The sequence below is a fragment of the Cupriavidus sp. SK-4 genome (assembly GCF_000611125.1).
Lineage (GTDB): Bacteria > Pseudomonadota > Gammaproteobacteria > Burkholderiales > Burkholderiaceae > Cupriavidus > Cupriavidus necator.
Window position 1 is genome coordinate 1 of the sequence record NZ_JFJW01000003.1, and the last position, 20,631, is coordinate 20,631.

Genomic DNA, 20,631 nt, shown 5'->3' on the forward strand with positions numbered 1-20,631 from the left:
ACGGCGTGGTTTCCAGGATGCGGCGCGTCAGGTGGTGGCCGATGAAGCCGTTGACGCCAAGAATCAGGACCTTTTTCATCGGCTTTCCTCGTTGGATGGTTCGGTATGGATAAGTTTGGCGAGGGCTTGCGGCGTGAGTGCCGAGCCATCCTGTGCCAGCAATCGGGTGACCATGACCAGGCCGCCGTCGCCGCACAGGCCGATGATCTGGCCATCGTGCACATGCAGGCCGGGCGCCGTGCCGGCGGGCAGCGCCAGCGCAAGGTCCGGCAGCGGCCGGCGCGCCTGCGCCACAATGAAGCGGTCCCCGGCAAGGTCGGTAAAGGCGCCGGGATAGGGCGGCGCGACGGCGCGCACAAGGTTGTAGACCTCGGCGGCCGGGCGGCTCCAGTCGATGCGGCCGTCTTCCGGCTTGCGCCCCGAGAAGTAACTGCCCTCGGCCAGCCGGTTGGGGTGTTGCGGCGTCTGCCCGGCGATCATCGCGGGCAGGGCGCGCCACAGCGTCTGCTCGGCGGCAACGGTGACTTTCTCGAAGACTTCGCCGGCAGTGTCGTCCGGCAGGATCGGCACCGCGGTCTGGTCGACGATATAGCCCGCGTCAGGCCTGGCTTCCATGGCGTGCAGCGTGGCGCCGGTCTCGGTCTCGCCGTGCAGCACCGCCCAGTTCACCGGCACGCGGCCGCGGTACTTGGGCAGCAGCGAGCCGTGCATGTTGAAGGCGCCGCCGGGGGCCAGCGCCAGCACGTCCGCCGGGATCATGGAGCGGTAGTAGAACGAGAAGATCACGTCCGGGTGCGCGTCGCGCACAGCCTGGGCGATCGCGGGATCGGCAGGGTCCTCGCCATAGACGAAGGGGATGCCCAGCTCGGCGGCGGTGTCGGCGACGCGGCGGAACCAGATGTTCTCGTCGGGGCGGTCGCGGTGCGTGATCACCAGCGCAACGTCCACGCCGCGCGCATGCAGCACGCGCAGGCAGCGGTCGCCGACATTGTGGTAGCCGAAGACGACGGCGCGCATCATCGCTCCGCGCCCGCGCCAGCCGGCGTGACACGCTGGTCCGCTTCCAGCACCGCCTTGATGCGGTAGCGCGGGCGGTCGCGCACTTCCTGGTGGATGCGGCCGACGTATTCGCCCAGCAGGCCCACGCCGAACAGCAGGATGCCGATCAGGAAGAAGTTCATGGCGAACAGCGTGAACACGCCCTGCACTTCTGAGCCAAGCACGAAGCGCCGCAGCAGCAGCACCACGAACAGCACGCCCGAGAGCAGCGACAGGATCGTGCCGATCGCCGAGAACCACTGCAGCGGCACGATCGAGAAGCCGGTCACGAGGTCAAAGTTCAGGCGGATCAGCTGGTACAGCGAATACTTGGATTCGCCCGCAAAGCGCTGCTCGTGGCCGACTTCGATTTCCACGGGATTCGAGGCGAAGGTATAGGCCAGCGCGGGGATGAAGGTGTTGACCTCGCGGCAGGCATTGATCGTGTCGACCACGTTGCGGTCATAGGCGCGTAGCATGCAGCCCTGGTCCGTCATGCGGATCTTGGTGATGCGCTCGCGCAGTCGGTTCATCGCGCGCGAGGCATAGCGGCGGAACGCGGTGTCGTTGCGCTGGCGGCGGATGGTGCCGACGTAGTCGTGGCCGGCGCGCATGGCTTCGACCAGGCGCGGGATTTCTTCCGGCGGGTTCTGCAGGTCGGCGTCCAGCGTGATCACGATCTTGCCGCGGGTCTGCTCGAAGCCCGCCAGGATCGCCATATGCTGGCCGAAGTTGCCGGCGAACAGCACCACCCGGGTCACATCCGGGCGCTTGTGGAACTGCGCCGCCAGCATCTGCGCCGAGCGATCGACGCTGCCGTCATTGATGAAGATGATCTCGTACGACTCGCCGAGGCCATCCAGCGCCGGGTAGAGGCGGTCGAACAGGGCTTGCAGCCCGTCTTCTTCGTTGTAGACCGGAATGACGACCGAGACTTCGACCGGGCTCATTTGGAGAGACGTTTGCATGTTTCGCTGAGGATTGCACAGACCCGCTCGACATCGGCGGCTTGCATCGCGGGAAACAGCGGCAGCGTGACGATGCCGCGCCCGATGCGTTCGGCATGCGGCAGCATGCCTTCGCGCCAGCCGAGCGAGCGGTAGTAGGTGAAAAGATGAATGGGCGGGTAGTGCACGCCGGTGCCGATGCCGCGTTCGCGCAGGGCTTCCATGACCTGCTGGCGCGCCTGGGCCGGGCCGCCTTGCAGGCGCTCGGTCGGCAGCACCACCTGGAACATATGCCAGTTGGTGGTGGCATCGTGTGCATCCAGCGCTTGCGGCAGCTCGATGCCCAGCGCTTCCAGGCCGCTGTCGGCGGCACAGCGGAAATACGTCTCGGCCAGCTCGGCGCGGCGCGCGGTGATGGCATCAAGCTTGCCCAGCTGCGCCAGGCCAACGGCGGCGTTGACGTCGGTCAGGTTGAACTTGCCGCCGGGCTCTTCGACATCCATGCCATCCATGCCGGTGCGGATCACGCCCTGCAGCCGCAGGCGCTCGGCGCGCACGGCTTCTTCGGGCGTGTTCATCACCAGGCAGCCGCCTTCGATGGTGGTAATGTTCTTGTTGGCCTGGAAGCTGAAGCTGACCAGGTCGCCAAAGGCGCCGATGCGCTGGCCGCGCCAGCGCGAGTCGATTGCCTGCGCGGCATCCTCGATCACGCGCAGCCCGTGCTTGCTGGCAATGGCGTACAGGCGGTCCATGTCCACCGGCAGCCCCGACAGGTACACCGGCATGATGGCGCGCGTGCGCGGCGTGATCGCGGCCTCGACGGCATCCAGGTCGAGATTGCGCGTGCGCGGGTCGATGTCGACGAACACCGGCCGCGCGCCCACTGCCAGCACCACGTTGGCAGTGGCGACCCAGGTGATTGGCGTGGTGATGACCTCATCGCCCGGCCCGATATCGGCAATGCGCAGCGCGATTTCCATCGTTGCCGAGCCGTTGGCGAAGGTGCGCACCGGGCGTCCGCCGAACAGGTCCGACAGCGCGGCCTCGAAGGCCTGCATCTTCGGGCCGGAGGTGATCCAGCCCGAGGCCAGCACCTTGCCGACTTCGGCAATGGCGGCAGCGTCGATGTCAGGCCGGACAAAAGGCAGGAATTCAGGGGCAGATGCGGTCATGGCAGGGCGAAGAAGAACGGTCGGTGTCGGACCTGGCGGCGTGCGGGCAGGCGCGTCATGAGCGGGCGATCAGGAAGACGCCCGCCAGTATCAGCAGGATGCCGGCCACGCGCAAGGGGCCGATCATCTCGCCGAACAGCCACCAGGCGGCCAGCGCATTGACCACATAGCCGAGCGACAGCATCGGGTAGGCGATCGACACGTCAACGCGCGACAGCCCCACGATCCACACCCCCACGCTGACCACGTACAGCGTCAGCCCGGCCAGCACCGGCCATTGGGTCAGCACGCGCAGCGCCGTCACCAGCAGTGTGCCGCGGTCCAGCGTGATCGCGCCGATGGCATTGACGCCGGCCTTGAGCAACAGTTGCGCAGCCGCATTGAGCAGCACGCCGGTCAGGATGAAAGCGAAGGTGGAAAGCGTCATGGCGCTGCGTAGTGCAGGAGTTGCAGGTTACTGTCCTGGGGGTTGCGTCCGCGGGCCATTGCCCGGCAGCGCGAAATTGGTGACCGCCACACGGCGGCGGTCACCGGCGATCCTGTGCATCGGCACGCCGCGCGCAGCCAGTGCGTTGTAGGTCGAGGGCAACATGATCGCTACCGCGCGCTTGCCGTCCTGCCAGCGCGCGATAAAACCATCGATGGTCGGGATCCACTTCTGCGGTTCCTGGCCGATGCCGAATTCCAGCTCATCGGGATGCGCCACCATGATGGTGGTGCGGCGCAGGTAGAACGGCAGCGTGTGGTCCAGCATGCCCACGCTGTACAGCGGCATGTCCGGTGTCAGCACGGCATTGATCGCGGGCACCAGGTCCGCGCCGGAACTGGGCCGGCCCATGGCTTCGTGACCGCGCAGCGCCACCGTGGAGCAGATGAACATCGCCAGCGCATAGGCCACCACGCTCGGGAACACCCCACGCGTGCGCAGCAGCCGGCGCGCCAGCAATGCACCGGCCAGCATCACGGCGAAAGCGATGCCGGTCCACACTGCAAATTCTTGATAGACCACATTGGGCGTGCTGGGCTTGTCCATCATGCCGACAAACGGGCACGCCAGCAGCCCGACCACGCCCAGCGCAATCATGGCATTGACCTGCCAGCGCCACGTGCGTTCCGTCAATGTGTCCAGCGCCACGCCGGCCAGCAGCGCCAGCGCAGGGAAGATCGGCACGATATAGCCGGGCAGCTTGGAGCCAGACAGGCTGAAGAAGACAAAGATCGCCACGGCCCACAGCGCTGCCAGCAGGGCGGGCTGGAATGGCCGCGGCGAGGTGCCGCGAGCGACCCCGGCGCGCTCGCGCACGGCCTTCCACATTTGCGGAACCAGGCCCAGCCAGGGCAGGAAGCCGGCCAGCAGCAGCGGCACGAAGAACCAGATCGCGCCTTCGCGCTGGTGCACGTTCGAGGTATAGCGTTGCCAGTGCTCGTGGATAAAGAAGAAATGCAGGAATTCCGGATTTCGCTCCGACACCAGCCAGAACCACGGCACCGTTACCACCAGCATCGCGACGATGCCGCCCGGCAGGTGCAGGCGGCACCACAAGCGGAAGTCGCGCGTCACCAGCGTGTAGACCACCAGCACCAGCCCCGGCAGCGCCAGCCCGACCAGCCCCTTGACCAGCACCGCCACGCCCATTGCGGCCCAGCAGGCGAGCATCCAGTTGCGGCGTTCGGCGCTGGTGGCATCCGGGTGCTGCGCCAGCAGCATGAAGGCCAGCACGCACGCCATGGCGCCGGCCAGGGTCATGTCCAGCGAGTTGAAGTGGCCGGCGATATTCCACATCGGTGCGGAAACCAGCACCAGCCCCGTCAGCACCGCCACGCGCCGGCCGTACCAGCGTGCCGCGGCCAGCATCGACACGCCCAGCCCCAGGATGCCGGACAGGGCCACGCACAGCCGCGCCTGCCAGTCGCCCACGCCAAACAGCGTGTAGGCCAGCGCGGTCACCCACAGGTGGAAGGGCGGCTTCTCGAAATACTTGAGTTCGTGGTAGCGGATCGTCACCCAGTCGCCGGTGGCGAACATCTCGCGGGCAATCTCGGCGTAGCGGCCTTCATCGGAGCGCAGCAGGTGACGCATGTCGAGGGTGCCGAACCAGACCAGCAGGATAAACAGGCTGGCCAGTGCGACCGCACTGGCGGTGGTGGCTCCAACGGACAGCGCGGCAGCCCGCGAGGTCGATGAACTACGCATAGATCTCCTGGAAAAGCGCGACGGATCGAGGGTCCTGCGTGGGGCGCGCGGTGACGGGAAGCCATCACAACGCATGGCCTTGCCTGTTGGTGGACACCAGGCAGGCAAGTCGCCCGCGGCCGGCAGGCTGGCATGCGCCTGGGACGCCACTGCCGCCTCGACACACGCGAGGCCGGCAATGGTAGCACGGTGGGCAGGCTGCCCCGGCGGGTGCCGGAGACGGCCTGCGGGGGCGGCCGGATTGCCGCGGCGACGGTAGGGGAAGTGCTGCTCAGGCCAGCTGCTGCGCGCCAGCCGCCGCCGCGCGGGCACGGCGCAGGCGCAGGGCCACGCCGATAGGCAGGATGCAGCACACGATGGCCCAGGAACCGATCAGCCACAGTACTGCCAGCGCGCCGGCCACCGCCTGCCACAGGATCTGCGCGAAAAATCCGAGTTACACATGCAACAAAACGCGATAATTTCAGTGTCCAGGCGGTCGCCTGGCAGGCCGGGCGCTGGGTCGGGGGCGCCTGGACATTCTAGACGGGGATTCATGTGAAGACAAAGGCGCAGCAAGTTCGGCTGGCAGGCCTGGTGGCGGGCGCGGCCATGGCGCTGGCGCAGCATGCCGGCGCCCAGGGTGCGGCGGCGCTGCCGGGCGCCGGCGCGGCGGTGGCGCAGGCCGCGGCAAGCCAGGCGCAGGCATCGGCGGCGGCCGTGTTGTGCAGTGCCCCATGGTTCCGCTCCGGCTCGCATGTGCAGATGGAAGGCGACGGCGTGATGCCAATGTCGGTCAGCATGACCCTGCGCGATGTGGCGCGCAGTCCGACCGGCTGCCGCGCCCAACTGGAGATCAATTCCAAGACTGCCCTGTCGGCGCTGATGGGGCCGCCGGTGATTACCACCCAGGTGCATGAAGTGGTGATCGACCGCCGTTCGCCCGGCGGCCCGACCAGCATCGAAAGCCAGCATGCCGTCATCAACGCCCGCGCGCGCTACGCGCGCATGTACGGCGAGGCGGCCTTCCGCGGCATGGGCGTGTTCAACTACGCCGGCCTGGACCTGCGCGAGGGCGCCACGCTGGAGGGCGAGACCTTTGAATCGAGCGTCTCGCTGAAGGTCTACCCGCTGGGATCGGATGAAGTGGTCAGCACCATGCGGGCACAGTATGCGTCGATCCATATCGGCTCGCGCCACGTCGGCAAGCGGCAGACGATCAATACCGTCCTGGGGCGCAAGGAATGCCTGCCGATCACCTACGAGAAGCGCACCTCGCTGGGGCCGGTGCTGGTTGGCGAAGAAGTGGTGCAGGTCGAGCCGACCGTGATGCACGTCACCGACTGGTTCTGCCCGGCCGACGCCTTCGTGCTGCGCACTGAAGTGCGCCAGGATGACAAGGTGCAGCGCGTGGATGTCACCGCGCTGGAGAGCGATACACAGGCGCCATAGGCTTGCGCGCTTGGGCAGGACGCAAAAAAACCCGCCGAGGCGGGGTTTTTTNCAAAAAACCCCGCCGAGGCGGGTTTTTTTGCGTCAGGCGCTTGCGGCTCAGCTGGCAGCCGGCGCCGAAGCGGCCTTCTTCTTGCTCTTCTTCTTGGTGGACTTCTTGGCCGGCTTTTGCTCGGCGGCCGGCGCGGAAGCGTCGGTCAGGTCGCTGCGGGTGCTCTTGTTCGCGCCCTGGCTGTACGGGTCGAACTTGTCGCCGGCCTTGGCCCCCTGGCTGTACGGGTCGAACTTCTCACCCGACTTGGCGCCCTGGGAATACGGATCGAACTGCTTCTTGCCGCCGGTCTGTGCCTGCACGGCCAGCGAAGCGGCGCCAAGGCAGAGCGCGATCGCGGTCGCGACGAACTTGTTCATGGTTTCTCCTGAGAAATGCCGCCGTCGGGCGGTCGTGTAGGTGGCCTGTCCCTTGCACGGGACGGCTCGGCCCAGTGTCGCCAACATCTCTCATCGCTGTCAACTTGGGGCTTGCCCCGGCACCACGGCCTCATGGAAACCCTGAATTGCGGCCCCAGCCCGATTGAGGTTCGGGACCGCTTGCCCGTTTACTCCGTGACCGCGTCCGACGGGTGCTTCCAGGCCGCGCGCACCTCGCCGGACGGCGCCAGCGCCAGGTTGATTCCGCGGCTGCCGATGGGCTGCTGGAACCAGCGCTTCTGCAGCGCCGTGACCTCCGGGCCGGCAAAGGTGTTGGCCAGCGCCTGGTCGACCAGGCGCTTCCATTCCGGATCGGCCTTGGACAGCATCAGCGCATTCTGCTCCACCGACAGCGCCGGGCCCACGATCACGTACTGCGACGGGTCCTTGGCGCGGGCGCGCAGGCCGGCCAGCAGCACGTCGTCCATGACGAAGGCCTGGGCACGGCCGGATTCGAACAGCAGGAACGATTCGCCGTGGTCCTTGGCGTAGACGTCGTGGTAGCCGTACTGGGCCTTCATGCGGCGCACGTGGCGGTCGCCGGTCGACCCGGCGCTGGTGACCACGGTCTTGCCGCGCAGGTCGCCGAACGAGCGGATGCCCGAGTCGGCGCGCACCAGCATGCGCACGGTAGACACATAGTGCGAGACGCTGAACGCAACCTGCTTCTGGCGTTCGAGCGAATTGGTGTTGGGCGCGCAGTCCAGGTCCACCAGCCCGTTGACCACGGCGGGAATGCGGTTCTGCGGCGTGAGCGGCATCCAGCGCACCTTCAGGTCTTTCAGGCCCAGTTGCTGGCGCGCCGCTTCGGCCGCGCGCAGGCACAGGTCGACCGCATAGCCGGCCGGCTGGCCCTTGTCATCGGCAAACGAGAACGGCAGCGCCGACTCGCGGTAACCGAGCACGATGGTGCCGGATTCGCGGATCTTGTCGAGCACAGGGCTCTGGGTGCTGGCCAGTGCCGGCGCCAGCGCGGCAGCGGACAAGGCGGCGAGGGCGACGGCGGCCAGCGAGCGGCGGGCGCGGAGGAGTCGGGCGGACAGGGTGAAGGCAGGCATGCGGGGGAAACTGGAAAGCGGACCGCAATGCGGCAAAGATGCAAGGGTATACCCTTGATCTGAGCGGGCGAAGGACATTGTTGTCATAAGCAAATTCCTGCCCCCGAAAGCCTTGCCAGCTATGGGCCGTCGGGATCAGCTACTATCAAATGCTGCGGGGGTGATTCAACGAACTCGCTTTCCTTACGACACCGTTGCCATGCAAGACAAGTCTGGCGCGACCAACTTCGTTCCGTTCAACGTGCCCCTGCGCGATGGACGGGAAGTGCTGGTGCGGGAGATTACCGAAGACGACAAGGTCGGCCTGTTAGCGGCATTCAACAGGCTTTCTGCCGATGCGCGTTACGCCAGATTCATGGCTGCCATGCAACAGTTGCCGGAAGCGATGCTCGAACAAGCGACGCATCCGTCGGCCGAGCGCGAGTTTGCGCTGGTAGCGCTTGCCACGGAAAAGAAGGTGTCGTCTATTGTGGGTGGCGCACGCTACGCCGCGGCGCCGGGCAGCGATACCTGCGAGTTTGCGGTGACTGTCGCCGATGACTGGCATCGGCTCGGCCTGGCCAGCCGACTGCTGGGCACACTGATCGACATCGCGCGGAGCCGCGGCTATCGATGCATGGAAGGGTATGTTTTGTCGTCGAATACCGCCATGCGGCGACTGGCTAAACGTTTTGGGTTTGCCGATTTAGCGTGTCCAGGCGATGCCACGCTGCGCGTGGTGACCCTTGCGCTTTAAGGCAGCGAGAGCAGCGTGGGACGATCAGCCAATATATGTCCCGCTTTGTCAAATGAAGATGAGTGCCCTTGGTAGGATCCGGTGCCCTATGCAGCCAGTTCCGCCGGCTGGTCACGCCGCCCCGATCCATACAAGGGTGCCGCGCCGCCCCCGCATCTGGCGGTCTGGTCTCGCCTTTTCTACCAGGGGAACGATCCCCCTAATCGGTGTCGAGCGACGAACAGTCTCTTCCTGCTACAAGCCATGTATGTAGCTCACCGATGCCCTTTACATCAATTGGTCCTCGCGCTTCCAACACAAATGGCTTGCCCAGCTTTTGCCGGGTGGCTTCCGTGACCTGCACACAGCCGGCTATACCGTGGGACTCCATCCGGCTCGCAATATTGACCGTTTCGCCCCACAGGTCATAGATGAATTTTCGCCTGCCGATCACGCCGGCGATGACCGCGCCGCTGTGAATGCCAACCCGCAACTGCAGGCCGTAGCCGCTTCGCGCATTGAACCGACTCAGGGACTCCATCATGTCCAGTGCCATGTGAGCAGCCTGGACGGCGTGGTCTGGCGCAGGGACGGGCAGACCGGCAGCGGCCATGTACGCGTCGCCGATCGTCTTGATCTTCTCGAGCCCGCGGTTGTCGGCGATATTGTCAAAGTCAGCAAATATCTCGTTGAGTACCGCCACCAGTCTCTCGGGGCTCAGGCCGGGAGAAAATCGGGTGAACTGCACGAGGTCGGCGAACAACACCGAGACCGCCTCGAACCTGTCGGCGATGACTTCCGCCGGCGGGCTGGCGGCGATGAGATCGGAACGCAGCTTCAGTCGCTCGGCGATGGGCGACGGCGCTCGGTGACCTGTTGCTCGCAAACAAGCTTCTCATAAAGGCGCCTGAGCTCATCGCTCTGGCGAACGATTGTCTCCCGGCTCGCGTCCGATCCACGCGGTCGGCATTGACGGCGGCGGCCTTCGGCGGGGCGCCGCCAGGATGGCTGGTTTGAAGTGATCGTCGGGAGGTCCCTGCGGGATCAGGACCGCGGGCATTGTCTTGCCTACGTGCACAAGCTGGAGCGCCGACCGGCCGATCGTATGTGGAGCTTCCTGCTACGAGAAGGTCCGCCACATCTTCGCTAAGCCAAGGATTTGATTCCGCTGCCAGAGCCAGTCCCTGCCTACATCACGCGCCCGAACCACCACAACGACAGCAGCCCCGCACACGTGGCCAGCAACGCCCCCAGCGCGGCGAAGAACGCGGTAATTTCAACCTGTTCGCGCTTGCCAAACGCCAGCCGCATATTGAGTGCCCGGTACACCCTCTTCAGTTGCGCGGCATCCGCAAGCGGGAAATACTCTGCCGCTGTCGCATTGGCGACTTCCTTCAATACCTTCTCATCCAGCCTGACGCGCGCCGACCAGCCATCGACCGAGAGCACCACACCCTCGGTCGTGCCAACCCCGACGGTATAAACACGCACGCCGTGCGCGGCGGCAAGCTGTGCCGCCTGCGTCGCGGCCGGGCCGGTGTTGCTTTCGCCGTCGGAAAACAGGACGATCGCCCCGGAGGGATAAGAGCCGGGCGTCACGGCTTCGCCGCTGCGGGATGCATCCGGCTTTTGCAGCGGCGCGGTGTCGCCGTTCATGAGGCGCTCGGCGTCACCAGCCGTCTGCGGCAGCAGCGTCGTCAGCGCTATGAGCAGGCCATTGCCCAGCGCGGTGCCGCCTTGCGGCTTGAGGCGGTCGATCGCCGTGGCCGCGGCATCCTTGCTGCGGCTGGGCGCCTGTGCCACGGCGGCGGTGCCGGCCATCGCGACTACTCCCACGCTGACGCCCGCGGGCAGTGTCTCGAGCAGAACCTTGGCCGCTTGCTGGGTGGCGCGGATGCGGCTGGGCTGGATATCCTGTGCGCGCATGCTGCCGGACAGATCGATGACCACGACCACGGTCTCGATGTGCGAGGGCAGCAGCATCACTGCCTGGGGTCGGGCGATGGCCAAGGTCAGCGCGGTCAGGGCCAGCAGGAGCAGCATGGGCGGCACGTGGCGACGCAAGGTCGCGCCGCCCTTGATGGCAAGGCCGACGGATTTCAGGGTGGGATAGTGCACCGTGGCGTGGCGCCGGCGCCGATCGAGCCATACGTAGCCAGCGGACAGCACGAGGACGAGCGCGAGCAACCACAGCATGCCTGGCCACAGGAAGCTGAAGACGGGTAGCCGGCTTATGGCATCGGTCATGCTGCCTCCTTTGGCCCGTTCTCCTGCTTTGCTACCGCAGCGGCACCTTGACGGTGGCGGCGCCGGCGGGTGAAGTCCAGCAGTGCCAGGTCCAGGCGGGCGTAGGTCGACAGCGTCAGGCACGCCACGCCGGCCTGGGTGAAGGCCAGGCGCAACTCGGCCTCGCGCGCCTGGGCGGCGGCGGCGAAGCGTTTGCGGAAGGCCGGGTCGTGCGTGTCGACAAACATCTGCTCCGCGGTTTCGGCATCCTGCAGCACGACCAGGCCCAGGTCGGGCAAGGCCATCTCCAGCGGATCGACCAGCCGCACGGCGACGACCTCATGGCGCCGGGCCAGCATTCCGAGCGATGCCTGCCAGCCCGGGGCGCTGATGAAGTCGGAGACCACGAACAGCACCGATCGTTGTTTCGCGACCGTCCGTGCGCGCTCCAGCAGGTCGCGCAAGCGGGTGTCGCCCGGCAACGCGGCGGGTGTGGCACGCATGCGGTCGAGCAGGTGCAGCAGATGCCGGCGCCCCGAGCGCGCCGGCACCACAGACGCGCCCGCGTCTGTGGCCCCGCCGTAGAGCAGGGCGCCGACCCGGTTGCCATAGCGCGTCAGCAGCAGCGCCATGACGGTGGTGAAGTCGCTCAGCAGGTCGCGCTTGCTCACGCTGCCGGAACCGAAACCGACCGATCCGCTCAGGTCCAGCAGGAACCAGACGGAGATCTCCCGGTCTTCCTCGTACTCACGCACGTGCGGTGTCTGCAGCCGCGCCGTCACGTTCCAGTCGATGTGCCGCACGTCGTCGCCGGGGCGGTATTCGCGCAGGTCGGCAAGATCCAGCCCGAAGCCGCGGAACAGCGTGCGGTAGTCGCCCTGCAGCAGGCCATCGAGGCGGCGCACCACGGTCCATTCCAGGCGGCGCAGCAAGGCCTCGGTCTGCCTTGCGTCGACGCTGGCCAGCGCCGTGCCGGCGGGTGTGCTACCGGGTGCGGCTTCCGGGCCGCTCCGGCGCCTATTGCGCAGGCGCCCGAACATGGGATTCCAATGGGCGCTCCGGGACCGGCAGCGCCTGCAGGATGCGCGTGACGAGCTGGTCGGCAGTCACGCCGTCGGACATGGCCTCGTACGAGAGCACCAGGCGGTGGCGCAAGACATCCGGCACGAGGTCGACCACGTCTTCGGGCAGCGCATAGTGCCGGCGGCGCAGGAACGCCAGGGCGCGCGCGCCTTCGATCAGGCCGATGGTGGCGCGGGGACTGGCACCGAACGCCATGTATCGATCCAGGTCTTCCAGCCCGTAGCTTCCCGGCTTGCGGGTGGCCGCCACCACGCGCACTGCATACTGGAGCAGGCTCGGATCCACATAGATCCTGCCGCATTCGTCCTGCAGGCTTGCCAGGCGCTCGGGCGTCGCGATGGGGCTCACGCTGATGCTGGGGCCGGTGACACGGTTGACGATGACGGCCTCCTCCTCTTCACTGGGATAGCCCACCAGGACCTTCATCAGGAAACGGTCGACCTGCGCCTCGGGCAAGGGGTAGGTGCCTTCCGTTTCTATCGGGTTCTGCGTGGCCATGACGAGGAAGGGCGTGGGCACCAGATGGGACTCGCCGGCGATGGTGACCTGCTTTTCCTCCATCACTTCCAGCAAGGCGCTCTGGACCTTGGCCGGCGCGCGGTTGATCTCGTCGGCCAGCAGCAGGTTGGCGAAGACCGGGCCCCGCACGGTGGAGAACTCGCCCGTGCCCTGGTTATACATGCGCGTGCCAATCAGGTCGGCCGGCAGCAGGTCAGGCGTGAACTGGATGCGCTTGAAGGAGCCGCTCATGGTCCGGGCCAGCGTCTTGACGGTCAGCGTCTTGGCCAGGCCCGGCACGCCTTCCACCAGCAGGTGGCCACCCGCAAGGATCGCCACCAGCACCCGTTCGAGGAAGTGGTCCTGCCCAACCACCACGCGCTTCACCTCATACAGCAGGCGTTCCATCAACTCGGCGCTGTCCACTGCGCCCCTGGTTTGGTCGTTCATAGGCCCCCGCGTCTAGAAAGGAGATGATCCGATGGAAGCGCCGGCGCTTTCGATCGTGACAGCAAAGCCGATGCCGAGGAAAGTGCCGCTCTGGTTGGGGTTGAGGATGGCGGTGACGATCCCTACCACCTCGCCATCCAGATTCACCAGCGGTCCGCCGGAATTGCCCGGATTGGCGGCAGCGTCGAATTGGATGAGCTTGTCCAGGTCCCGCTTGCCGTCCGGCAAGACGAACCTGCGGTCGAGCCCCGACACCACGCCGGCAGACACCGACGGGCCGATGCCGAACGGAAAGCCGACCGCGACGACTTCGGTGCCGGGCGCGAGGTTCCGGCTGGAACCGAGCGTCGCCGGCGGCAGGTCGTCGGGGATGGAATTGGGCCGGATCACGGCGAGGTCTTTCTCCGGGAATGCCTGCACCACCGAGGCCTCGGCCGTGTGGCCGTCGTGGAACCTGACCTCCAGGCGCAGGGCGTCGGCGACGACGTGGTAGCTGGTGAGAATGATGCCGCTTTCGGTCACGACCACCCCCGAACCGATGTGGCGGGCTGTGCGCTTGCCGCCGGACTCGCCCTTGCCGTCAGGTGGGTCGCCTTTTGCGAGTTCATCGCCCGAGGGCGGCGGGGCTAGCGGGGGCGATTCGGGCGGTGCTTTGCGGCGTGTGGCAGGGGGATCACGCTTGGCGTGGGGGGCGGATGCCGCTTTCCTCGGCTTGTCCGCAGCCTTTTCGGCTGGCGCATAGCTGCGAACTTCCACCACCGACTCGCGAACCGCCTCTGCCGCCCTGGCTGTGCGCGAAGGCAGACGCTTGGTTTCCAGCGTGTGCAGCACGGCGGCGTCGATGTCGGCTTGCTTGAGGACGCGCGGCGTCGGCTGCAACAGCCAGGCAGAGCCCACGACCGCCGCGAGCACCAGCGCCACCGCTGCCGAGACCCATCCGTAGATCGTTACCCGTCTCATTCCGCCCCCGAGGTCCCGTCCCGCCGTGAAAAATACAGTACCATCGTCTTACCCACGCGCCAAGGAGCAGTTGCATGCAGTTTCTCTGGCCGCAAATGCTCTGGCTGTTGCTCGCGCTGCCCCTGCTGGCAGCCGCTTACCTGTACCTGATTGCGCGGCGCAAGAAAATCGCGCTGTCGTATGCCAGCCTTGCGCTGCCGCGCGCCGCCCTGGGTCCCGGCCAACGACTGCGGCGTCACATCCCGCCGCTGCTCTTCCTGCTCGCGCTGGGCGTGGCCCTGCTGGCTTGCGCCCGTCCTACTGCGACGATCACGCTGCCGTCCGACACCATCACCCTGGTACTGGCCATGGACACCTCCCGCAGCATGGCGGCGACCGACGTTGCACCCACCCGGATCGGCGCATCCAAGCAGGCTGCCCGGGATCTCATCGTCGGGCTGCCGGCCAGCGTACGCCTGGGCATGGTTTCTTTTGCCGCCACCGCGACCGTGGTGCTGCCCCCCACCGACAACCGGCAGGACATGCTCGACGCAATCGATCGCTTCCAGCTCCAGCTCGGCACGGCGACCGGCAGCGGGCTGATCCAGGCGCTGGCAGTGTTGTTCCCCGACGATGGCATCGACCTGGAAGCAATCCTTTTCAGCGGCGAGTCGCTCGCACCCGGGCCCGGCGGCAGATCGCTGACAGAGGCCGCCGCGGCGGACGCCGTCCGCAAGCGCGAACAGGAACGGCCGGCGGCGCAGCCCGGCTCGTATCGGCACGGTGCGGTGATCCTGCTCAGCGATGGCCGCCGCACCACCGGCCCGGACCCGCTGGACGCCGCGCGCATGGCCGCCCAGCGCGGCGTGCGCGTCTATACGGTGGGCTTCGGTACGCCGCAGGGCGGAGCCGCGGCAGAGTCGGGCATGGCTTACTACATGCAGCTCGATGAACCCGCCTTGCGGGCGGTAGCGGCGATAACGAACGGCGAGTACTTCCAGGCAGGCTCGGCTGCCGACCTGAGCCAGGTGTATCGCCAGCTCAGCGCCCGCTTCGCGCTCGAGCGCAAGGAAACCGAGATCAGCGCATTGTTCTCGGCAGCAGCGGTGCTGCTGCTGGGGGTGGCGTGCGGGCTCTCGATCTTGTGGTTCCGGCGATGAACTGAAGCACGGTTGATGAAGCTGCCGGGTTCATTCCCTGAGCCATCCATAGGCGCAGCGGGTGTATTTCCGGCCTGGATCTGAAAGGATCAATAGATCGGGCCTACCACTGCGTCAGTCGAAATCCCCGATCGGCTGCGAAGCGAACCAGCGCCAGGAAATGTCAAAGTGGCTGCACCGTTCCCAGTGGGAATCGTCCGACTTCTAGCGGCCTTCTTCGGCAAGTCCATGCATTTCAACGGTGGCAGAATGGCTTGTGCCTGCTCTCCCGTCACAGGTTTCACGGAGAGGCGCGCCACGCGAGGTTGACAACATTGTGCTGACCCTTACCGACGTCTCCAAGACATACAACGGCGCGCGACCGCGCACGGTTCTCCGCGGAGTCAGTCTTGCGCTGGCCGCCGGCGAATATGTCGCCGTCATGGGTGAATCTGGCGTGGGCAAGTCAACGCTGCTCCACCTGATCGCCGGCCTGGATCGGCCCGATAGTGGCCGCATCCAGTTCGACGGACAGGACCTGGGCAAGCTGGACGACGATGCCGCAACCTTGCTGAGGCGGCGCAAGCTGGGGTTCGTGTTCCAGGCCTTCCATGTTCTGCCGAATTTGAGCGCGGCGCAGAACGTGGCGCTGCCTCTGCTGTTGAACGGCCTCGAGCGGGAAAAGGCGTCGGCGCGCGTTGCCGAGATGCTCGCCGCGGTTGGGCTTGAGGGGCGCGAGGACAGTCTGCCGCGCGAGCTTTCCGGAGGGGAGTTGCAGCGGGTGGCGATTGCGCGTGCCCTGGTACACCGTCCAATGCTGCTGCTGGCGGATGAGCCGACTGGCAACCTTGATCACGAGACGGCCGCGCGGGTGCTGAGCCTGCTGCGCGAACTGGTCAACGCAAACGGCACGGCCGCGATTATCGTCACGCACTCGGCACTGGCTGCGGCGACGGCGGATCGCGTCTTGCAATTGATGCCAGGCGGATTGACGCCGCTGGGGCCACAGCCGCCGATGAACGTGCCCGCCTAAGCCATGCGAACGCCGCGCTCGCTCGGCCTTGCGCTACTTCTGGGTGAATTGCGCGCCCATCCCGGACGCGCCATCATCGGCATCCTTGCCGTGGCCATCGGTGTGGCAATGGGCTATGGCGTGCATCTGGTCAACCACGCTGCGTTGGCGGAGTTTTCCCAGGCGGTGCGCTCCTTGATGGGGAATGCCGATCTGGAGATCCGCGGGCCGCGCATGGGCTTCGACGAATCGCTCTATCCGCGCATCGCGGGTCTGCCGGAGGTGGTGACGGCCAGCCCTGTGGTGGAAGTCAATGCGCGCGTGCCGGGGCGCACCGGTGCGCTGACGTTGTTCGGCATCGATGTATTCCGGGCGGCGCCTGTGACACCCAATCTGATCGGGCGGCCAGCCGAGGAGCGCGCGGGCAAGCTTGACGTTCTCGATCCCGACGCCGTGTTCCTTTCGCCGGCGGCGCTGAGCTGGCTCGATCTCAAGCCCGGGGACCCGCTCACCGTACAAGTCGGGCTCACCGCGCTTACGCTGCGTATTGCCGGCACGCTGCCGGCGGCGGGCGAGGGCATGCGCCTGGGCGTGATGGATATCGGTGCGGCGCAGTGGCGCCTCGACCGGCTTGGCCTGCTGCAGCGGATCGACGTCAAGCTCAGACCGGGAGTGGACACGGGCAACTTTGCGCAAGCGCTGGCCGCGCTGCTGCCGCCAGGTGTGGTGGCGGGTTCGCCGCAGGACAACGCGCGCCGAACTTCCAACCTGTCGCGCGCCTATCGGGTGAACCTGAATGTGCTTGCGCTGGTGGCGTTGTTCACAGGCGCCTTCCTGGTGTTCACGATGCAGGCAGTTTCGGTGCTGCGGCGGCGCTCGCAGCTTGCACTGTTGCGCGCCCTGGGGGTGACACGCGGTGGTCTGCTGCGGCTGCTGCTGGCGGAAGGCGCGGCTCAAGGCGCGCTCGGCGCGATGCTCGGCCTGGCGCTTGGCTTCGTTCTCGCCGCCGCGGTGCTCGGGTACGCGGGCGGCGATCTGGGCGGTGGCTACTTTGAAGGTGTAAAGCCCAAGGTCCGCTTCGACGCGCTGGCAGCGCTGATCTTCTTCGCGCTCGGCCTGTCGGCGGCGGTGCTCGGCAGTCTCGCACCGGCATGGGAGGCCGCACGCGCGCGGCCGGCGCAGGCGCTCAAGGCGGGCGATGAGGAGACACCGCTCAAGCGGCTACGCTCGCCGTGGACGGGGCTTGCTGCGATGGCAGCCGGGCTTGGGCTGACGCCACTGCGGCCGGTGGCGGATCTGCCGGTCTTCGGTTATGCGGCGATCGCCCTGTTGTTGGTGGGCGCCATCCTGCTGATGCCACGGCTGGCGCATCTCGTGTTCGGCTTGCTGCCCTCTTGGCGACGGGCTGTGCCGCAGCTTGCCCTGACCCAGCTCGCCGGCGCACCGGGCCGCGCGGCCATCGCGCTGGCCGGCATTGTCGCCAGCTTTAGCCTGATGGCGGCGATGGCGATCATGGTGTCAAGCTTCCGCATCTCGGTGGACGATTGGCTGCACAATGTCCTGCCGGCCGATCTCTATCTGCGTGCTTCGTCAAGCGGCGACAGCGCGTATTTCTCGCTTGACGACCAGGCGGCCATCGCCAGCGTCCGTGGCGTTGCGCGTGCCGAGTTTCTACGTTCGAGCCAGATCCTGCTTGATCCCGAGCGTCCCCCCGTCACGGTCATTGCCCGGCCGATCGATCCGCGCAATCCGGGCGCACGGTTGCCGCTGACGGCTGCGCCCGTCGCGGCGCAGCCGGGTGATCCGCCGGCGGTATGGGTCAGCGAGGCGATGGTCGACCTCTATGGCTTCCGCCCGGGGCAACGTATCACGCTGCCGCTGCAGGGCCGGCCCGTCGCCTTCCTGGTGGGCGGCGTGTGGCGCGATTACGCGCGCCAGCATGGTACGGTCGTGATCAGCCAGGACGATTATCGGCGGCTCACGGACGAGCGGCGTGTCACTGACGTCGCCCTGTGGCTGGAGCAGGGCACCGGCCCGGCGCAGGTCAAGGAGAGGCTGCGCCAGAGCGTCGCCGGCGGTGAACACATTACCTTCGCCGAGCCTGGCGAGATTCGCACCATCACCCTGAAAATCTTCGACCGCAGCTTCGCAGTGACCTACCTGCTGGAGGGCATAGCGGTCGTGATCGGCCTGTTCGGCATCGGCGCCAGCTTCAGTGCGCAGGCCCTGGCGCGCGCGCGCGAATTCGGCATGCTCCGGCATCTCGGCTTCATGCGTTGGCAGATCGGCGCGATGCTGGCACTGGAGGGCGCGTTACTCGCTCTGCTTGGCGTGGTAGCCGGTCTTGCGCTGGGATGGGTTATCGCCGTGATCCTGGTTTACGTTGTCAACCCGCAGTCGTTCCACTGGACCATGAGTTTGCATATGCCCTGGGCATTCCTCGCCCAGGTGGCGAGCGCGGTGGTGGCGGCGGCCTCGCTGGCTGCGCTGGCGAGCGGGCGGCAGGCGATGTCGCGTAGCGCAGTGCGCGCGGTTCAGGAGGATTGGTGAAGAGGCGCTCATTCCTGCTGTTGTTGCCGGGTTCCGGCGTGGCGGCCGCGGCGCTGGGCGCAGCGCCCGCTTATTATCCGCCAGTCGCCGCAGGCCGAACCCTGGCCTTCCCACGCGACCACGGCGCGCACCCCGACCATCGCACCGAATGGTGGTATGCCACCGGCTGGCTGCAGACGCCGGCAGGAGCGCCGCTCGGCTTCCAGGTTACGTTCTTCCGCTCGCGCCCGCCGTTCGACCAGGCCAACCCAAGCCGCTTCGCGCCGCAGCAACTGCTGTTCGCCAATGTCGCACTGAGCGATCCCGTGGCCGGCAAGCTCCAGCACGACCAGCGCGCGGCGCGAAGCGGCTTCGGCCTGGCGCTTGCCGATACTGCCGATACCGATGTGTACATCGACAACTGGTCGCTGCGCCGAGAGGCGACGGGGCGCTACCGAGCCAGATTTCCCGCGCGGGATTTCACGCTCGATCTGACAATGGAACCAACCCAACGGTTGCTGCTACAGGGCGAACGGGGATACAGCCGCAAGGGACCGCTGGCGGCCCAGGCGAGCTATTACTACAGCCAGCCGGGGCTCAAGGTGAGCGGCACCCTGGAGCGGCGCAGCCTGCAGGAAACCGTGCACGGCACCGCCTGGCTGGATCACGAATGGTCGTCGACCTTGCTGGCCCACGAGGCCGTCGGCTGGGACTGGTTCGGCCTCAACCTGGATGACGGCGGCGCGTTGATGGCCTTCCAGATCCGGGACAAGGCGGGGCGCAAGTTCTGGGGCGGCGGCACGCTGCGCGGCAGCGACGGTCGCGTCCAGGTACTGGCTCCCGACGAGGTCAACTTCATGCCGGCACGCCGTTGGCGCTCGCCTCGTACCGGCACGAGCTATCCGGTTGCCATGCGGTTGAACGCAGGCGGTCTCACGCTCGAACTGGTACCGCTGATGGATGATCAGGAACTCGATAGCCGCGCGAGTACCGGCGCGGTCTATTGGGAGGGCGCGGTGACGGCGTTGCGGGGAGGCAAGGCGGTAGGACGGGGCTACCTCGAACTGACCGGGTATTTCCAGCGCCTCAATCTTTGACTTGAGGCCCGGCCCGGGTAATTGGGAGCGGCCGGTCGGAGTGCCCGCCCGCCGCTTCGCTCGGCGATCCACACGATTTCCCTCAACCGCAAGATTCTCGCCACCCCCCCTCTTTGGTGGGACCTTCTCCAGAGGAAAGCCGATTGCCCTGCTATTTCCGTCACGCTATGATGATTTTCAAATAGCGCGCCGCGTGCTCCCTACTCGTTGGTGATTGCGGGCAGCGTAAAGAAAAGTGCCGCCGGGCAATGGAGGGGTCAATTGGTAAAGGACGACTACAAGCACTGGAGACGCCGGTGGCTGCGGTGGCACTCGCGGTCTCTGCTGGCAAGCGCACTCGTATTGCAGCGAAGTGAGTGTGATGCCTACCTTAACCAGATGCTGAGGGCATACCTTGCCTACGGCGACTTCACCGAAAACGAAGTTGATTTCATTTTTCGGCGAGTCTCCCACGGCGTACGGAAGCTCGGGTCAAACCTGGATGCATCAGTCTTTGCCCGGCGTGCCCAGGAGCGAATCCGAGCCCATGGGCTTAGACTGATGACGGACGCATCCGAGGTCTTCGGCTAGGACCTAGCGGGAAAGGGAGTGACTGCTCGTCGATGTTGGCCGGATGGGACGCGCCAACGCGA

General features: G+C 66.6%; 17 protein-coding genes and 2 pseudogenes. 7 read left to right on the forward strand and 12 right to left on the reverse strand.

Annotated elements, in window-relative coordinates; genetic code table 11:
- Positions 1–75: 75 nt before the first annotated feature.
- The 5 genes from CF68_RS00380 to CF68_RS00400 are packed head-to-tail and all read right to left on the reverse strand — an operon-like array spanning position 76 to position 5,351.
- Positions 76–1,017 carry a formyltransferase gene (locus CF68_RS00380; protein WP_035815133.1) on the reverse strand — a complete coding sequence of 314 codons (942 nt, stop codon included), beginning with the start codon at positions 1,015–1,017 and terminating at the stop codon, positions 76–78.
- Positions 1,017–2,006, reverse strand: coding sequence for a glycosyltransferase (locus CF68_RS00385; protein ID WP_035815136.1), 990 nt, complete (start codon positions 2,004–2,006; stop codon positions 1,017–1,019). The genes CF68_RS00380 and CF68_RS00385 overlap by 1 nt, the downstream gene beginning before the upstream one ends.
- Positions 1,985–3,157, reverse strand: coding sequence for a DegT/DnrJ/EryC1/StrS aminotransferase family protein (locus CF68_RS00390; RefSeq protein WP_035815139.1), 1,173 nt, complete (start codon positions 3,155–3,157; stop codon positions 1,985–1,987). Before CF68_RS00390 ends, CF68_RS00385 begins: the two co-directional genes overlap by 22 nt.
- 55 nt (positions 3,158–3,212) lie before the next feature.
- Positions 3,213–3,584: an EamA family transporter gene (locus tag CF68_RS00395; protein ID WP_011617364.1), complete on the reverse strand. Its 372-nt coding sequence runs from the start codon at positions 3,582–3,584 to the stop codon at positions 3,213–3,215.
- A 27-nt stretch (positions 3,585–3,611) separates the two neighbouring features.
- On the reverse strand, positions 3,612–5,351 hold the full coding sequence (locus tag CF68_RS00400) for a glycosyltransferase family 39 protein (RefSeq protein ID WP_035815144.1): 1,740 nt from the start codon (positions 5,349–5,351) through the stop codon (positions 3,612–3,614).
- Positions 5,352–5,888: 537 nt separating this feature from the next.
- Between CF68_RS00400 and CF68_RS00405 the strand changes: the two genes are divergently transcribed.
- Positions 5,889–6,782 carry a hypothetical protein gene (locus CF68_RS00405; protein WP_035815147.1) on the forward strand — a complete coding sequence of 298 codons (894 nt, stop codon included), beginning with the start codon at positions 5,889–5,891 and terminating at the stop codon, positions 6,780–6,782.
- Between the two features lie 99 nt (positions 6,783–6,881).
- Here the strand turns inward: CF68_RS00405 and CF68_RS00410 are convergent, their stop codons facing one another.
- Together CF68_RS00410 and CF68_RS00415 are read right to left on the reverse strand one after the other, a co-directional pair.
- Positions 6,882–7,193, reverse strand: coding sequence for a hypothetical protein (locus CF68_RS00410; RefSeq protein WP_011617361.1), 312 nt, complete (start codon positions 7,191–7,193; stop codon positions 6,882–6,884).
- Between the two features lie 188 nt (positions 7,194–7,381).
- Entirely contained in the window at positions 7,382–8,311 is a 930-nt protein-coding gene (locus CF68_RS00415; RefSeq protein ID WP_035815150.1) for an amino acid ABC transporter substrate-binding protein, read from the reverse strand.
- Between the two features lie 199 nt (positions 8,312–8,510).
- On the opposite strand from CF68_RS00415, the gene CF68_RS00420 reads away from it, so the two are divergent.
- Complete coding sequence (locus CF68_RS00420) at positions 8,511–9,047, forward strand: GNAT family N-acetyltransferase (RefSeq protein WP_035815153.1); 537 nt, start codon at positions 8,511–8,513, stop codon at positions 9,045–9,047.
- Positions 9,048–9,246: 199 nt separating this feature from the next.
- On the opposite strand, the pseudogene CF68_RS00425 reads toward CF68_RS00420, so the two are convergent.
- Positions 9,247–9,977 (reverse strand): annotated as a pseudogene (locus tag CF68_RS00425) (adenylate/guanylate cyclase domain-containing protein); the annotation flags it as partial.
- Between CF68_RS00425 and CF68_RS37865 the strand changes: the two are divergent.
- A pseudogene (locus CF68_RS37865) lies at positions 9,947–10,158 on the forward strand (ISKra4 family transposase); the annotation flags it as partial. The pseudogenes CF68_RS00425 and CF68_RS37865 overlap by 31 nt on opposite strands.
- 56 nt (positions 10,159–10,214) lie before the next feature.
- Here the strand turns inward: CF68_RS37865 and CF68_RS00430 are convergent.
- Genes CF68_RS00430 through CF68_RS00445 form a run of 4 tightly spaced genes read right to left on the reverse strand, consistent with a single transcriptional unit; the run spans position 10,215 to position 14,243 of the window.
- The gene (locus CF68_RS00430) at positions 10,215–11,273 is read right to left on the reverse strand and encodes a VWA domain-containing protein (protein WP_035815156.1); all 1,059 of its coding nucleotides are present in this window, start codon (positions 11,271–11,273) and stop codon (positions 10,215–10,217) included.
- Positions 11,270–12,292, reverse strand: coding sequence for a DUF58 domain-containing protein (locus CF68_RS00435; RefSeq protein WP_035815159.1), 1,023 nt, complete (start codon positions 12,290–12,292; stop codon positions 11,270–11,272). Before CF68_RS00435 ends, CF68_RS00430 begins: the two co-directional genes overlap by 4 nt.
- Positions 12,270–13,283 (reverse strand): MoxR family ATPase, encoded by a 1,014-nt coding sequence (locus tag CF68_RS00440; RefSeq protein ID WP_035815161.1) that lies wholly within the window; start codon positions 13,281–13,283, stop codon positions 12,270–12,272. The genes CF68_RS00435 and CF68_RS00440 overlap by 23 nt, the downstream gene beginning before the upstream one ends.
- Before the next feature lie 12 nt (positions 13,284–13,295).
- On the reverse strand, positions 13,296–14,243 hold the full coding sequence (locus CF68_RS00445; protein ID WP_035815163.1) for a S1C family serine protease: 948 nt from the start codon (positions 14,241–14,243) through the stop codon (positions 13,296–13,298).
- A gap of 74 nt (positions 14,244–14,317) precedes the next feature.
- On the opposite strand from CF68_RS00445, the gene CF68_RS00450 reads away from it, so the two are divergent.
- The 4 genes from CF68_RS00450 (at position 14,318) to CF68_RS00465 (ending at position 19,999) form a co-directional block, all read left to right on the forward strand.
- On the forward strand, positions 14,318–15,382 hold the full coding sequence (locus tag CF68_RS00450; RefSeq protein WP_035815165.1) for a VWA domain-containing protein: 1,065 nt from the start codon (positions 14,318–14,320) through the stop codon (positions 15,380–15,382).
- A 316-nt stretch (positions 15,383–15,698) separates the two neighbouring features.
- Positions 15,699–16,394: an ABC transporter ATP-binding protein gene (locus CF68_RS00455; RefSeq protein WP_035815167.1), complete on the forward strand. Its 696-nt coding sequence runs from the start codon at positions 15,699–15,701 to the stop codon at positions 16,392–16,394.
- Between the two features lie 3 nt (positions 16,395–16,397).
- Positions 16,398–18,923, forward strand: a complete 2,526-nt coding sequence (locus CF68_RS00460) for an FtsX-like permease family protein (protein WP_035815168.1) — start codon at positions 16,398–16,400, stop codon at positions 18,921–18,923.
- Positions 18,920–19,999, forward strand: a complete 1,080-nt coding sequence (locus CF68_RS00465; RefSeq protein WP_035815170.1) for a lipocalin-like domain-containing protein — start codon at positions 18,920–18,922, stop codon at positions 19,997–19,999. Before CF68_RS00460 ends, CF68_RS00465 begins: the two co-directional genes overlap by 4 nt.
- The last annotated feature ends 632 nt before the right edge of the window (positions 20,000–20,631 follow it).